At 60.1% G+C, this 14,417-nt stretch carries 16 protein-coding genes; 11 read left to right on the top strand and 5 right to left on the bottom strand.

Annotated features, from left to right (window positions below; translation table 11 throughout):
• Positions 1-49: 49 nt before the first annotated feature.
• The 3 genes from ACFSQT_RS11440 to ACFSQT_RS11450 form a co-directional block, all read right to left on the bottom strand.
• Positions 50-922 (bottom strand): isocitrate lyase/phosphoenolpyruvate mutase family protein, encoded by an 873-nt coding sequence (locus tag ACFSQT_RS11440; protein ID WP_379018569.1) that lies wholly within the window; start codon positions 920-922, stop codon positions 50-52.
• Positions 897-2,135: a pyridoxal phosphate-dependent aminotransferase gene (locus ACFSQT_RS11445; protein ID WP_379018571.1), complete on the bottom strand. Its 1,239-nt coding sequence runs from the start codon at positions 2,133-2,135 to the stop codon at positions 897-899. Before ACFSQT_RS11445 ends, ACFSQT_RS11440 begins: the two co-directional genes overlap by 26 nt.
• A 130-nt stretch (positions 2,136-2,265) precedes the next feature.
• Entirely contained in the window at positions 2,266-3,177 is a 912-nt protein-coding gene (locus ACFSQT_RS11450) for a LysR family transcriptional regulator (protein ID WP_379018573.1), read from the bottom strand.
• Between the two features lie 172 nt (positions 3,178-3,349).
• On the opposite strand from ACFSQT_RS11450, the gene ACFSQT_RS11455 reads away from it, so the two are divergent.
• The 10 genes from ACFSQT_RS11455 to ACFSQT_RS11500 all read left to right on the top strand — a co-directional run bounded on the left by ACFSQT_RS11455 (position 3,350) and on the right by ACFSQT_RS11500 (position 12,599).
• Complete coding sequence (locus ACFSQT_RS11455; protein ID WP_379018575.1) at positions 3,350-4,525, top strand: ABC transporter ATP-binding protein; 1,176 nt, start codon at positions 3,350-3,352, stop codon at positions 4,523-4,525.
• Positions 4,522-5,478 (top strand): carbohydrate ABC transporter permease, encoded by a 957-nt coding sequence (locus tag ACFSQT_RS11460; RefSeq protein ID WP_379018577.1) that lies wholly within the window; start codon positions 4,522-4,524, stop codon positions 5,476-5,478. The genes ACFSQT_RS11455 and ACFSQT_RS11460 overlap by 4 nt, the downstream gene beginning before the upstream one ends.
• Positions 5,475-6,323, top strand: coding sequence for a carbohydrate ABC transporter permease (locus ACFSQT_RS11465; protein WP_379018579.1), 849 nt, complete (start codon positions 5,475-5,477; stop codon positions 6,321-6,323). Before ACFSQT_RS11460 ends, ACFSQT_RS11465 begins: the two co-directional genes overlap by 4 nt.
• Positions 6,324-6,367: 44 nt before the next feature.
• Positions 6,368-7,645, top strand: coding sequence for an ABC transporter substrate-binding protein (locus ACFSQT_RS11470; RefSeq protein WP_379018581.1), 1,278 nt, complete (start codon positions 6,368-6,370; stop codon positions 7,643-7,645).
• Positions 7,646-7,685: 40 nt separating this feature from the next.
• On the top strand, positions 7,686-8,795 hold the full coding sequence (locus ACFSQT_RS11475) for an aminotransferase-like domain-containing protein (protein WP_379018583.1): 1,110 nt from the start codon (positions 7,686-7,688) through the stop codon (positions 8,793-8,795).
• Between the two features lie 55 nt (positions 8,796-8,850).
• A complete protein-coding gene (locus tag ACFSQT_RS11480) occupies positions 8,851-9,030 on the top strand; it encodes a hypothetical protein (RefSeq protein WP_379018585.1) in 180 nt (59 codons plus the stop codon).
• A gap of 28 nt (positions 9,031-9,058) precedes the next feature.
• Complete coding sequence (locus ACFSQT_RS11485) at positions 9,059-9,652, top strand: extracellular solute-binding protein (RefSeq protein ID WP_379018587.1); 594 nt, start codon at positions 9,059-9,061, stop codon at positions 9,650-9,652.
• A 91-nt stretch (positions 9,653-9,743) separates the two neighbouring features.
• Positions 9,744-9,938: a hypothetical protein gene (locus tag ACFSQT_RS11490; RefSeq protein ID WP_379018588.1), complete on the top strand. Its 195-nt coding sequence runs from the start codon at positions 9,744-9,746 to the stop codon at positions 9,936-9,938.
• 5 nt (positions 9,939-9,943) lie between these two features.
• Positions 9,944-11,089 (top strand): N-methyl-L-tryptophan oxidase, encoded by a 1,146-nt coding sequence (gene solA / locus ACFSQT_RS11495; protein WP_379018590.1) that lies wholly within the window; start codon positions 9,944-9,946, stop codon positions 11,087-11,089.
• Between the two features lie 22 nt (positions 11,090-11,111).
• Positions 11,112-12,599: an alkaline phosphatase family protein gene (locus ACFSQT_RS11500; RefSeq protein ID WP_379018592.1), complete on the top strand. Its 1,488-nt coding sequence runs from the start codon at positions 11,112-11,114 to the stop codon at positions 12,597-12,599.
• A gap of 242 nt (positions 12,600-12,841) precedes the next feature.
• Here ACFSQT_RS11500 and ACFSQT_RS11505 read toward each other — a convergent pair whose 3' ends face one another.
• Positions 12,842-13,021, bottom strand: coding sequence for a hypothetical protein (locus ACFSQT_RS11505; protein ID WP_379018594.1), 180 nt, complete (start codon positions 13,019-13,021; stop codon positions 12,842-12,844).
• Positions 13,022-13,104: 83 nt separating this feature from the next.
• Here ACFSQT_RS11505 and ACFSQT_RS11510 point away from each other — a divergent pair, with 83 nt between their 5' ends.
• Positions 13,105-13,758: a hypothetical protein gene (locus ACFSQT_RS11510; protein ID WP_379018596.1), complete on the top strand. Its 654-nt coding sequence runs from the start codon at positions 13,105-13,107 to the stop codon at positions 13,756-13,758.
• A gap of 34 nt (positions 13,759-13,792) precedes the next feature.
• Here ACFSQT_RS11510 and ACFSQT_RS11515 read toward each other — a convergent pair whose 3' ends face one another.
• On the bottom strand, positions 13,793-14,410 hold the full coding sequence (locus ACFSQT_RS11515; RefSeq protein ID WP_120019187.1) for a hypothetical protein: 618 nt from the start codon (positions 14,408-14,410) through the stop codon (positions 13,793-13,795).
• Positions 14,411-14,417 lie beyond the last annotated feature (7 nt).

Genomic DNA, 14,417 nt, shown 5'->3' on the forward strand with positions numbered 1-14,417 from the left:
AGTCGGGAGCATCGGGACTTGCTACGGGTGTCAGCCGCATCGTGCCATCCTATCTCAGAAACCGCTTTTCGTCGGCCTTGACCTGCTCCATCTTCTGCAGCCGGAAGATCTCCTCCACCGGCACAATGTCCTCGTGTACATTCTGCACGCCGCCGTCGGCAATGATGCGGCGGAAAGTGTCCTGCATCGCCGTCACTGTAGCACGGATGCCATAATTGCCGTAGATAGTCATCCTGATGTTGCCGAGCGCCTTGATGCGCGTGGCGTCGAGTTCGGGATAGGCATTGGGCACGATGACGAGCGGCACAGATCCCTTCCATGCGCGCGAAAAACTCTCGATTTCGGCCGGATCCTTTTTCTTCGAGTGGATCAGAATCATGTCCGCGCCGGCCTCGGCGTAAGCCATGCCGCGCTTCAATGCTTCTTCTTCACCGAGGCCTGCGATCAGGGCCTCGGTGCGGGCAATGACGAGGAAGTCCGGGTCGGAACGGGTTGCAACCGCCGACTCGATCTTGCCGTGGAACTCCTCGATGCGCAGCAATTTCTGCCGTCCGTCGGCGGCAAGGCTAGTGACTTTTGGGAAAGTTTTGTCCTCGATGACGACGGCAGCTGTTCCAGCCGTTTCATATTCGCGGACGGCGTGGATCACGTTCAGGGCATTGCCGTAGCCGGTGTCGATATCCGCAACAATTGGCAGAGACGAACGGCCGGCAATCGCCCGCAGCATGTCGAGATGCTGGGTCATGGTGATCAGGCTCATGTCGGCGAGACCGTAGAGTGCCGAGAGCTCGAAGCCCGAGGCCCAGAGCCCGTCAAATCCGGCCTCTTCGGCGAGGATCGCCGACAAAGGGCTGTGAGCGGCCATGATGTGGACGAGACCACGTTCGGCCACAGCGTCACGCAGTTTTTTTGCTTTGCTCATAGGTAGTCTCACTTTCGGAAAGAGCTTCGCAGGCGGCGAGGATACGGCCGCAGGCACGCTGCAGATCCTCGATTGCCGCGGCGTAGGAAAGGCGGATATAGGGCGAGGCCATGAAGCCTGAGCCCGGCACGACGGCAACACCGAAATGCTCCAGGAGATACATGGCGAAATCCATGTCGTTTTCGATCAGCGCCCTCTGCGGGGTGATCTTGCCGATGACACCGGTGCAGTTGACGAAGACGTAGAAGGCACCGTCCGGAGTACGGCATTTCAGGCCGTAGGCCTCGTTGATCTTTTCGACGACGAGATCACGGCGTTTGGCAAAGGAGGAAACGAAATCGGCGATGTAGTCCTGGTCGCCGCCGACCGCCTCGATGGCGGCATATTGCGAGATCGAACTGGTGTGCGACGAGGTCTGGCCTTCGATCGTGTTCATCGCCTTAATAAGGTCCTTCGGGCCGGCGCCATAGCCGAGACGCCAGCCGGTCATGGCGCTGGACTTCGAAACTCCGTTGACGGTCAGCACCCGGTCGATGAGGTCGGGTGCCACCTCGGCCATGGTAGCGAACGGAACGCCGTAGACGAGCTTCTCGTAGATGTCGTCGGCGAGCACGTGAACCTGTTTGTGCTTTCGCAGGACTTCGGCCAGCTTGGCAAGATCAGCCTTGGAATACACCGCGCCGGTCGGATTGTTGGGCGAGTTCAGCATCAGCCACTTGGTGCGCGGCGTAATCGCTGCCTCGAGATCCTCTGGCTTCAGCTTGAAGCCGAAATGCTCGTGGCCAGCGACAAGCACCGGCTCGCCGCCGGCAAGCCGCACCATGTCGGGATAGGAGACCCAGCAGGGGGTCGGGATGATCACCTCATCGCCTGGATCGAGACTGGCGAATAGGGCATTGAAGACCACCTGCTTGGCGCCGCAGCCGACGGTGATCTGATCGATGTCATAGTCGAGGCTGTTATCACGCAGGAGTTTTCCCCTGATTGCTTCGCGCAGTGGCTTGACGCCGGCAACCGGCGTATAGCGCGTCCGGCCATTGCGGATCGCGGCGATCCCGGCATTGCGGATCGCCTCGGGCGTGTCGAAATCCGGCTCGCCCTGGCTGAGCGCGATGACGTCGATGCCCTTTTCGCGCAGGGCAGCGGCTTTGGCGGTCATGGCCTTGGTCTCGGACGGGCGGACGGCCTGTAGTCTCTTGGCGATGAGTGGCAACGCAACTCTCCTCGATGCACTGGATTCTCGCCCAGAACTACCGATGGAAGTCATCGCTCGCCAGTTTTGCTATCGTACAAGGCTGCTTAATTGATCGTATTTTGCGATGATAGTGGGGAAAAGCTGCCATCTATCGGGCGAGGACGCTTTCCTCGGTCATCTTCCGGCAAAGCCGGGTCAGCCAGCGGCAAAAGGCGCGGGCGACATCCGGATTGGAGCTACGATCGATGGCATAGGCGCGATATTGCATGCCGCTCGGCGCCCGTGAACCCTCCAGCACCTCCACCAGACCCTGCCGGATCAGGTCGGCAACGAGGATATGTGGCGCCACCAACAAGCTGCTGCCTGTCGTGACCGCCGGCAAGGCGAGGTAGTGATGATCGTAGCGTGCACCGGAGGTGATCTCCGACGTCTTCAAATCCATGCCGCGGAGCCAGGTCGGCAGAATGTCGGGCCGGGAGGTCACTGCAATGACGGGCGTGTTTCGCAAGGCTTTGAGGCCTCGGCCTGCAACACAGTCCGGCGCCCCAACGCAAACGAGTTGCTCGTCATAGACGTCCCACCGGTCCTCCGGCTCCGTCAAGGTCAGATCGCGGGTGAGCAGCACGTCGAAGCTGTCGGTGGATGTGGGTGCTGACAGGGTGCTGATGACGTCGACCGTGATGCCGCCCATTTCCTTTGAGAAGTCGCGCAAGTTCGGGATGAGGACCGTATAGGCGAAGGTCGCCAGTGACGTGCGCACGACGAGCCGGTTGGCGTCATTCCTGCCGTTGCGGCGCATCCGTTTGGCGGTGAACAATATCGTGTCGAGCGGCTCGGCGAGCGCGTCGGCGAACAGGCGGCCGAAGTCGGTCAACTGGCTTTGGCGGCCGCGCCGTTCGATCAGCTTGGCGCCGAGATACTCCTCCAGAACGGCGATGTGACGGCTTACCGAACTCTGGGTGATGCCGAGCGTCTTAGAGGCCCGGGTGACGCTGCTGTCGCGCGCGACCTGTACAAACGCCCGCACCGCGTTGAGGGATAGGTCCTGCTCCTCGCTCACAAATCGCTCTCTACGACTTTCCCGGCAATCCATCCAGAATGGGTCCGTTCACATCGGTTTATTCGATATATGTCATCTGTCTGTAACACGACGGCTCCAATGGTCTCGCTCATCCAGACATCGCGTGTCGCAGGCGGTTGCAAGCGCTCGCTGACAAGCGAGGTAACGCAATATGACGGCCATAACCATCGAAAAAATAGAAAAAGCGTTTGGTGCCACAACCGTGCTGCGCGACGTTTCGCTTCAGATTGCCGATGGCGAGTTCCTGACCCTGCTCGGGCCGTCAGGCTGCGGGAAGTCGACGCTTCTGCGCATTCTGGCGGGGCTCGAGGTGCAGACGGGAGGGTCGGTGGCGATCGGCGATCGCATCGTCGATGGCGTGCGTCCGAAGCGGCGTGATGTCGCCATGGTCTTCCAGTCCTACGCGCTCTATCCGCATATGACGGTGCAGGACAACATGAGCGTGTCGTTGAGGATGCGCCGGCTCTCGGCCTGGCAGCGCCTGCCATTGTTCGGCCGTTTCCTGCCGGGAACCAGGGCGACCCTGGCAAACATCGAGATCGACGTGATGCGCACCGCCAAGGCGCTCGGCATCGGCCACCTGCTGGGGCGCAAGCCCGGCCAATTGTCTGGCGGTCAGCGACAACGCGTTGCCGTCGGCCGCGCCATGGTGCGCGAGCCTGCCGTCTTCTTGATGGACGAGCCGCTCTCCAACCTCGACGCCAAGCTACGCGTCCAGATGCGCGCCGAGATCAAGGAACTGCAGCAGCGCCTCGGCGTCACCTTCGTGTACGTCACCCACGACCAGTCCGAGGCCATGACCATGTCGGACCGGGTGGCGGTGATGCTCGATGGCAAGTTGCTGCAGATCTCTCCGCCGCAGGAGATCTATGCCGATCCGAACGACCGGCGCGTTGCCGAGTTCGTCGGCTCACCGAAGATCAATATGCTCGACGCCAAGGTGATGGAGGCCGGGATTGCCAGCACCGCTGGCACCCACTTTACAATATCGGGCGACATCGCATCGGGAACCGGTGTGACACTGGGCATCCGGCCGGAGGCCTTCCATGTTGTCGAAGGCCACGGCCCGAACGTCCTGACCGGTGCGGTGCGACTGGTCGAGCATATGGGCTCCGACCTCTTCGTCCATTTGAATGTTCCTGGAATGGATCATCCGATTGTCGCCCGGCTGCTCGCCGAGCGCGCGCCCAATATCGACCCGGGCCAGACCTTGCATCTCGGCGTCAAGCCGGATCGCCTGCTTATGTTTGCCGCCGACGGGCGGCGGCTGCGGAGCGGCGACCACGGCGGTGCCAAGGTGCTTCGAATGAAGGAGCGCCAGCAATGACAATCGCTCGCTCGACGACGCCGGAACAAGCCGGCGTTCCAACCGACACTGTTGCAGCCAGTAGAACGCTCCGCTCGCAACGCGTTGCTGAAGTCCTGTCGGCCTGGTCACTTGCCGGCCCGGCGCTCGTCCTGCTCGTCGTCCTGTTCTTCCTGCCGGTCTTTGCCGTCTTCGCCATCGCGCTGACCGACTGGCAGTTTGGCGCAACCACGCTTTCCTTTGTCGGGTTCGATAATTTCAGGAAAGTTTTTTCCGATGAAGGTTTCCGCGCCTCCTTCGTCAACACCGTTCGCTACGTGGTGATTGTCGTGCCCGGCACGATCACGCTCGGCCTGGTGATCGCGCTTCTGATCGAGAGCGGCAAGTCTTTGCGCGCCTTCTATCGCGCCATCCACTTCCTGCCCTTCATGGCGACATTGACGGCGATGGCGATTTCCTGGGAGGCGTTGCTGCATCCCACCATCGGCCTTGTCAACCAGACGCTCGTAACCCTCAGCCTGCCGACCGCCAACTGGCTGCGTGACGAGAATACCGTGCTGCCGGTGCTCGCCATGATCGGCATCTGGCAGAACCTCGGCTATGCCATGGTGCTGTTCCTCGCCGGGCTGAAGTCGATCCCCCAGGACCTCTATGATGCCGCCGATATCGACGGCGCCGACGCGTGGCTCGATCGACTGCGCACCGTGACGCTGCCGATGCTTGGACCGGTCACCATGTTCGTCTTCATTGTCGTGGCCCTGAAAGCTTTCGAAACCTTCGACACTGTGCAGATCCTGACGCAAGGCGGACCCGACCATGCCTCCGAGATGCTGCTCTACACGCTCTACCGCGAAAGCTTCGAATATCTGCGCACCGGGTATGGCGCCTCCGTCGCCGTCGTCTTCCTCGTCATCGTCGTCGCGCTCACCCTGATCCAGGCCCGCGTCATGGACAAGAAGGTTCACTATCAATGAGCACGCACAGTTACAGCCTTGGGCTTTCCATCCCAACCGCGATCGCCCGTCATACTATACTGCTGGTCACCGGCGCGCTGATCCTCATCCCCTTCGTGTGGATGGTCAGCCTTTCCATAAAGCCGCCGGGCGAGATCTTCCGCACCTCCTTCACCTTCTGGCCGGAGCAGTTCTATGGGATCGAGAACTATACCAAGGCGCTGACTGCGTCACCGCTTCCCCAATATATGCTCAACGGTGTCATCGTCTGCACGGCGATCGTCACGCTGCAGATCCTCGTCTGCGCGCCGGCAGCCTATGCACTGGCCAAGCTCGACTTCCCGGGCAAGAACCTGCTGTTCGCCATGGTGCTGGTCGCGTTGCTGCTTCCGCATGAGGTGCTGGCCCTGCCACTGTTTATCCTTGGTGCCAAGCTCGGAATTCTCAACACCTATGCGGCGCTGATCTTCCCTTATGTCGTATCGCCCTTTGGCATCTTCCTGTTCCGGCAGTTCTTCAAGACCATCCCCGACGACGTCGTCCACGCCGCCCGTCTCGACGGACTGTCGGAGCTCGCGATTGTCTGGCGCGTCATGGTGCCCGTGGCACTGCCGGCGATCATCGCCTTCGGCATCTTCTCCGTCGTCGGGCACTGGAACAGCCTGTTCTGGCCGCTGATCGCCGTCAGAGACCAGAACCTCATGCCGCCGCCGCTCGGCATCATGGCCTTCAAGAATGAGGAGGCCGGCAACGACTACGGCCCCCTTATGGCAGCCTCAACCATCGTCGTCGCTCCTCTCGTCATCGCATTCCTCGCCGCTCAACGATGGTTCGTTGAGGGACTGACCGGCGGTGCGGTGAAGTGAACCCGAACCCAGACATAGAGTCCTTGAACAACGGAGAATTAACCATGTCAATTTTCAGCCGGCGGTTTTTCATTGGCGCTGCTGCCGCGACCCTGTGCAGTGTCGGCCTCACGGAGGCCAATGCCGCAGAAGAATTGACCCTTCGCGTCTCGGCTGCGCCGTCGATTGTGGCGGATATGTACGAGGCCATGGCGCGCGCGTTCGAAGCCAAACATCCTAAGATCAAAATCGATATCGACACAAGCCAGCGTGATTACAACGCTCAGGTGGATGCGACACTGCGCGACTCCCTGACTGGTCAGTTGGCCGATGTCTCAATACAGGGAAACAACAAGATCCGGCTCTACGTCGACCGCGGCTTGGCAGTCCCGCTTGATGACTATCTCTCCGTCGAATTGAAATCGGACGAGACTACGCTTTCTCCCTCGGTTGCCTCGATCGGTGAAGTGGGCGGCAAAGTTTACGGTCTCGGCCTCTCCGTTTCCGCGCCCGTCATCTTTTATAATCTCGACCTTGTAAAGAAGGTAGACGTCGATCCGTCAGGGCTGCCAACGACGTGGGACGGGATCCTCGAACTCGCCCGCAAGATAAACGATCCCGCGAGCGGCACGCTTGGAGCCTATTTCACTTACGATCAGGCGGATTGGTTTTGGATTGCGCTGATCGAAAGCCAAGGAGGTCGGATGATGACCCCCGACGAGAAAAAGGTGGCGTTCGACGGAGCCCAGGGGCTCAAGGCAATGCAGTTGCTTAAGGCTTTCGGCGAGGCGGGCCAGGCAGAGGTCGACATGCCGCGCGACCAGGTGCGTCAGCTCTTCGCTGCCGGCAAGATCGCCATCCTGGCTGATTCAAGCGGGAGCCTCGGCGGATTCGAGAAACAGTCGGAGGAAAAGTTCGCGATCGCAACGAGAAAGTTTCCGCTGCTCTCTGAAAGCGCGCGGCTTCCGGCAGGGGGGGGGCTCGGAATTGTATTCGCAAAGGACCCTGAGCGTCAGAAAGCCGCGTGGGAATTCCTCAAGTTCGCGGCGGGAGCCGACGGCCAGAAGATCATTGCGGAGAAGTCCAGCTATTTGGTGGCCAACAGTCGCGTGGCAACAGATCCGGCAATGCTTGGTGAGTTCTACCGCAACAAGCCAAACATGAAGGCGGCCATCGAAGAGCTACCCATACTCAATAGCTGGTATTCGTTTCCCGGCCAGAACAGCGGGAAGATCATCAACACTCTGATCGATCGCATGCGGTCCGTGATCACTTTGAAGGCGGAGCCCGAAGCGGCGCTGAAGGCAACTGTCCAAGATATCCAAGCCTTGCTGCCGAACTGATCGGCAGAGAGTCGCCAAGCTACGAGAAAGACATACAAACATGACCAAAACCATCGAAATGAGCCGCACCCACCCGCCATTGGTGCCGGAGGTCTTCGACCCCGAATATCGAAAGGCTATGGACGGCGTCCTGTCGCGTTACACGCCGAGCGAAATGGTAGGTGCGCATCGTTGGATGGGAACCGAGGAGGACCGCGCTGCAGGCGGGGTCTTCACCGGGCGCAGGCTGGGGGCCAATCCGGAACCCAGCCGCGTTATCGTCACGAACGGAACGCAGAGTGCATTCAATATGCTCTTCGGCGGGCTTGTCGGTCAGGGCAATGTGCTGGCCGTCGAAAGCCTCACGTATCCGCCGATCCTTGTCTTGGCGAAGCACTTCGGCTTCGTTCCCAAAGGCGTGCGGATGGACGACGAGGGTATTGTGCCGGAGGCACTCGAGGATCTGTGCCGCAGCGATCGGCCCAAGGCCCTCTACCTCCTTTCGACCCTTCAAAACCCCACTACCGCGACAATGTTGCTCAAACGGCGTCAGCAAATCGCGGATATTGCCCGCAAATACGATCTGCAGATTATCGAGGACGACATCTATAGCCTGCTACCCGAAGGCCTACCGCCGCCAATCTCAACGCTCGCACCGGAGCGATCCTGGTACATGCTGGGCGTTGCCAAGACGATCGCCGCCGGAATGAAGATCGCCTATGTCGTTGCGCCTAGCGCGGCGCTGGCCGAAGAACAGTTCTGGCCGGGCGTCAGGGCGACCTTTTGGATGTCCGCGCCAATCAGTGCGGCGGTATCGACGCAACTGATTGAAACGGGCGGCGCCGAGCGCATCATCGATGCGGTCAAGCAGGAAATGGTCGCGCGTCACAAGATCGTGCGGCCGTTGCTGACGGGTACGGATTTCGAGACGAAGGACGGGGCGCTGCATGTCTGGATCCGGCTACCGGAAACGGCGTCAGCCAGTGGTTTGGCATCCCTTATCCGCGAGCGCGGCGTCAATGTCGGAACGGGCGATCCCTACGCCGCTTCACCGGGCAAGGCGCCACGGGCAATCCGCATCGGTATCGGTCACGCAAAATCCCATGCCGAGCTCGAAGAGGCAATCCGGATTATCGCGGACAGCCACGACGCATTCCTCCGGCAACAATGACTGCAGAGCCGCTGCCAATCGACTTCAACCTCAGTTCGGCCGACTCGGAGTTATCATGCACAAAGTCGCGTTTTTTCTCGCCGGCGCTTTTGCTGCCACAGGTGTTCCTCTCGCCGCTTGCGCAGATCCGATTATCATCAACGTCGCCTATTCATCGGGCGCTTACACGAATGTCATGACCGAGAGCGCCCGCCAGTTCGAGGCGGCGTCTCGGCGGCAAGGTTCTGACGGATGACGGGTCCGACGTCGCCTTCAATGGCCCCGTGGGGCTTCAAGCGCTGCAAATCCTGCATGATTTCGGCATGGCAGGTACTGTCGACATGTCTCAAGCACAGATGCTGCAGGCCTTCGGCTCGGGAACCGTCGGCGTCTTTGCTTCCTACAGCGCCGCGCTCGGGCAGATCGAGAAACAGGTTGCCGGAAAGTTCGAGGTCAAGGCAGCGCCGTGGCCGATCCCCGCTCAAAATGGGCGAATTCCCGCCGGAGGTCGTGTACTGATGATCTACGCGAAGGATCCGGCAAAACAGAAGGCGGCGTGGGAATATGCGAAATTCCTGACCGGGCCGGTCGGCCAGACGATATTGGTGAAGAGCGTCGGTGCTGTGCCGGTTAACAGTAAGGCCGTCGGCGATCCGACACTGCTCGGAAAATTCTATCAGGACAATCCCAATCAAAAGCCTGCCCTTGAGGCGGCATCGCGCCTGACGAAATGGCTTTCCTATCCAGGCAAGAACACCATCAAGATCAGCGAGGCAATTCGCGATCATCTGCGCCGGGTTCTGATCGAGCATGAAGAGCCCGAGGCTGTCATGGCTGACATGATGAGCGCGATCAAGCCGCTGATTCACGCGAAGTGACCACCCCCTACGGCCGTAGCCGCAGCGCCGCGTCGCACGGCATTCTCGACCATTGTCCGGGAGTCCAACGATTTTGCCGTGACGATCCTCGATGAAAAAGCATTTCGAAGGCAAGGGATTTGTCGACTGTGCCGTGTTCGACCGTTCGAAACTGGCTGCCGGAGCGACAATTGCCGGCCCGGCCATCATTGAGGAACGGGAATCCACGATCGTGGCCGGCCCGAACACTTTTATCAACGTCGATGACCACTTCAATGTCGTCATAGAGATTAGAGAAACGGAATAATCCAAATGACAGCGAAACAGACGACAGTAGCGGTGCTCGGCCTCGGTGCCATGGGAAGTGCCGCGGCCGCCACGCTGGCGCGACGCGGTTGCAAGGTGATCGGCTTCGAACAGTTTTGGCGAGCCCACAATCAGGGCTCCAGTCACGGTGACACGCGCGCTATTCGTAAAGCTTACGTTCGTGAGGAACAGTATGCACCGCTGGTGTTGGAGTCCTATGATCTATGGATGCGGCTGGAGCGAGACACCGGAGCCGAACTTCTGCGTGAGATCGGCGGTCTGGTGGTTACGCCCTCCAACGGGCAAACCTTGAAACGCTCTATCGCCACGGCGACGAAATACGGGATCCCACACGAAGTACTGGAACCATCCGAAGTCACCCGGCGCTGGCCCACGATGCATCCTCCTGTGGGTACGTCCACATTCTATGAACGTACCCAATCCATTATGCCGCCAGAAAAGACGGTAGAGACACACATTGAACTCGCAGTTCGGCATGGCGCCGATCTGCATTTTAACACTCCCGTCAGTTCCTGGACGCACAGCCAACGGGGCGTCGAACTGAAGGTCGGCGATCAGATCATCGTAGCTGACAAGCTTGTCATCGCTGGCGGCGCATGGTCGGAAGGTCTCTTCGCCGACTTACTTCCGGTCAAGTGCGAGCGGCTGTTCCAGGTGTGGGTCAAGCCGGACATCGACGCTGCGGTATTCTCTGTCAAGCACCACCCTCGTTGGGTGCTCGAAAGCAGCGAGGGAAGGACTGCGTACGCCTTTCCGATCCTGGAGGGCCAAGACTCGATAAAAATGGCCTTCACTGCCGGAACAGCATCGGACACAGAGAATCTTGAGAGGCAGGCTCTGCCAGGCGAGGTTGAGACCCTGGTCGGTTTCATGTCGGATCTTGTGCCTTCGATCCGGGGCAAGGGGGCAACCCAGGTCGCGGCCTGCTTCTCAGGAAAGGCCAAGGACGACAACTTTATAATAGGTCCTCATCCAAGGTGCGGCAACGTCATCGTTGCCAGCGGCTTCGGGAGTCATGGCTTCAAGTTCGTACCGGTGATCGGCGAGATTCTGGCCGATCTGGCGCTGAATGGAACGACGAACCGAGACATCAGCCTATTCGATCCGTCTCGTTTTGTGCGGCAAGCTTAACTCGGATTGAGGGAAGCCGTTGATGAATGCCACTGCCCCCCGTTTTCTGTTCGTCAGTTTTGATGGCCTTCGACCAGATCTCGTCTCGCCTCAACTCACGCCCAACATCTGCCGCTTGCAGTCATTGGGCGTGACACTGTCGGAGCATCGCACGGTCTATCCGAGCGAAACCCGTTCGGCCTTTCCGAGCCTTGTCACCGGTGCAACCACCGACCGGCATGGCATGGTCGGCAACAAATATATCGACCGTTCAGTTGCGCCGCCTCGCTACATCGACACGGCCGATGCGGTGCTTTTGCGTACGCTCGATCTCGAAAGCGGCGGGCGGTTGATGTCTGCCCCGACGCTTGGGGAAATCCTTGCCGCCTCCGGTAAGACCCTTGCGGTCCTGGCGACCAACACACCCGGTACCACCCGATTCTTCCACCACAAGGCGGAAGACGTCGGGCATGTTCGTCTGTCGGGGCATTTTCGAGAGGCGTGCACGCCCTCTGAAGTGTTAACGGACGCCGAGCAACGCATCGGTCCGCTGCCACCGGAACCGCCCAAGATCGAGCCCGACAAGGTCGGCCAGGACTGGATCACCTCGGCCTTTCTGAACCTGGTCTGGCCAAAGCACCGACCGGATGTCACGATCCTCTCCTACGGTGAGCCGGACGTCACCTCGCATTTCCATGGCACGGGCGCGGAGGCAACGCGCGGCATCATCGCCTATTGCGATCGCCAGTTCGGCCGGCTGCTCGACTGGTGGGCGGCCGAGGGCCGCGCCGCCGGCGTGCAGATTATAGCCGTTTCGGACCATGGCCACATCACGGGCCACACCCGCGTTAACGTCGCCGACTGCCTTCGCGATGCGGGCTTTCGGCCGGGCACCGCGCCTGCACCCGATGTCGATGTCGTGGTGGTGCCTGGCCAAGTCGGCGCGCTCTACCTTGCCGATCCCACTGACGAACAGATCGCTCGTTTAGTCGCGGCGATTACGGAGGTGCCCTGGTGCGGTCCGGTCTTCACCCGTGCGAAGAACGAAAGGGATGGCATTGCGTCCGGCAGCCTCGGCAAACACCTGGTGTTCGCCGATCATGTGCGCGCGCCGGATGTGTCTTTCTCCTTCCGTGCCGATGATCGCGCCGACTCCTTCGGGCTCGTCGGTGGCACGTTCTATGACAACGGCCGCCGCACGGGCCTCGGCGTTCATGGTGGCTTGCATCCCAAGGAGCTTTCGGCGCTCGGGATAGTTGCTGGTTCAGCATTTCCGGAGGCGGGTTCGATCTCCACGATCCCCTCCGGCATTTGCGATTTCGCGCCGACCGTTCTGCATTTGTTGGAAATCGGACGGCCACTGACGATGACCGGCCGGGTGCTGCAAGAACTTTTTGCAACCGGTGCGGCCGCCCTCCCTCAGGTTCACAGCGATACCTTCGAAGCGAAGCTCGGCAAGTTCAGGCAAGTTCTTCGACGTGTTCACGTTGCCGACGCGATCTATGCGGCGAGTGGAACTGCCGAAGGATGACCCATAAGGAACGAGCAGCAGCAGTGCGCAGCTTGGCGGCTATGTTCGTTCCAATGTCTCGCCACGGCGAGAGGGCCTTAATCGGTCACTAGAGCAGTTTCTGGATAATCACGGTTAGGCATAGTAGCCGGCGTGGGCGAACAGGTTTTCGCATTCTTTGGGGTGGAAACGATCGATGGCGACGGCCACGGCGTCCCATAATTCCGGGATGGATCGGGCTGCTGCCTTTCGCAGTAAAGTCTTCAGCTTGGGTTCGCGCCCCAGGCGAAATCAGCCATCCTCAAACGGATTTGTTCAACGTTGCCGCGAGCTGCGGGTGTTCGGTAGAAGCCGACATTCGCGAGGTCGCCGGTCACAGACGGTTCATGGTGGTCGCCCTGATCTTCCGTGATCACATGGCGGCGCATCGCTGCCCGAGCCAAGACGTGAGTGTCCAGGGTCTTCCAAGCGCCGATTTGCCCGGTTAGGGTTTGCAGGGACGCGAACAACCGGATGAACGAACGCGATGATGCTGGAAAAACTGCGCGCCTGTTGGGGGTTTAGCCCTACCGTCGACAGGAACGTCGCCCTGGTCGAGAGCTTTCTCGAGGGCAGGCGCTTCGCCGCGCTGGCGCAGGAACATGGCTTGTCCACATCAAGGGTGCGCCAAATCATCGAGAAGGCCGATCGGCTCGTGGGCGGCGGCATCCTGACCAGGGTTGAGCCGTCCAGGGCCGCGCGCCGATCCGATTTCATGGTTGACTATCCTTATGTGTGGGACATGGCCCAGCTGCATCGGCTGGGTAGCGTCACTCCGCATCACTTCTTTTCCGAGTTGGAACGCGCGGGCTCGCTAGAGCGACTGGTTGAGAAGATGAAGCGGTTGCCAGCGCGCGCTCCAACAACACGCGAGCTGGCGCGCCTCGTGTGGCAAAGGGAGAGGGGCGAGAGCCCATGGCCTGCAATGAAGCGATCGGGCATCGTCGAACCAAGTTCCCCAGCCGACCATGCGGACCGCGGCCTTCAATGCAAGCTCGCGTTGGAACCGGCCTTCCTGGAATTGGTTGGGCGCGCGGCGGACTCCGGCTGGAGCGAGGACGAGATAGCCTACTCGCTCATTGAGCTCGCCAGCGCGCGCCTCAAGGGCGAGACGCCACTTGATCGGGATGGTGCCTCCTGAAACAGGAAATGCAGCCATATTGCCAAAACGCCAACTAGGCAGCAAGCGCCGCAGCCATCCTGCGCAACTCAGGCATCATCTGCGGCTCTTCGGGCTCAACGATCTCGGAGCCAATGTCCATCACGATTGACTTGACCAATGTTGTCTTATTCAGCGCGCTTTTCTTGACGAGTTCGTCGAACTCGTCGCCAACGCGTGGGGTTATTTTCATCGAAAGACGTTTTGACGGGGTGTCGTGCCAGCTTTTCCACTTCGCTCGATGAACCTCCGCGTTTTTGCGAAGCCGCTCAACCAAGGAATCGTCGTTTACGGACCTGTGCACGAAGTATGCGATCAGCGACTTCCGGAGGATCACGCCAGCAGAAGGATCAATCCGATAGGACGCCAGGTCCAACGTATCTATAAACGGCGCGGCCATAACCACTTCCAAAGGCCTGGAAGCAATCTCGCGAGCAACGCGGATCGCTGGCGTCGACTGCGGGGGGATAGCCACAACGGTACCACACTCGTCGCAGGTAGCCGCCATGATCTGCTTTGCCACTCCGATCCCGCTTTCGAAGGGCACATCGTGGTAATCGAAAGTCGTCGTAACGACTTTCCGGCATTTTTCGCAGAGCGCCTTGCTCCTATCTCCAGCATACCAGATTTTCATGTTAGCC

Source organism: Mesorhizobium calcicola (assembly GCF_042682105.1).
In the GTDB taxonomy this organism is placed as follows: Bacteria; Pseudomonadota; Alphaproteobacteria; order Rhizobiales; family Rhizobiaceae; genus Mesorhizobium; species Mesorhizobium calcicola.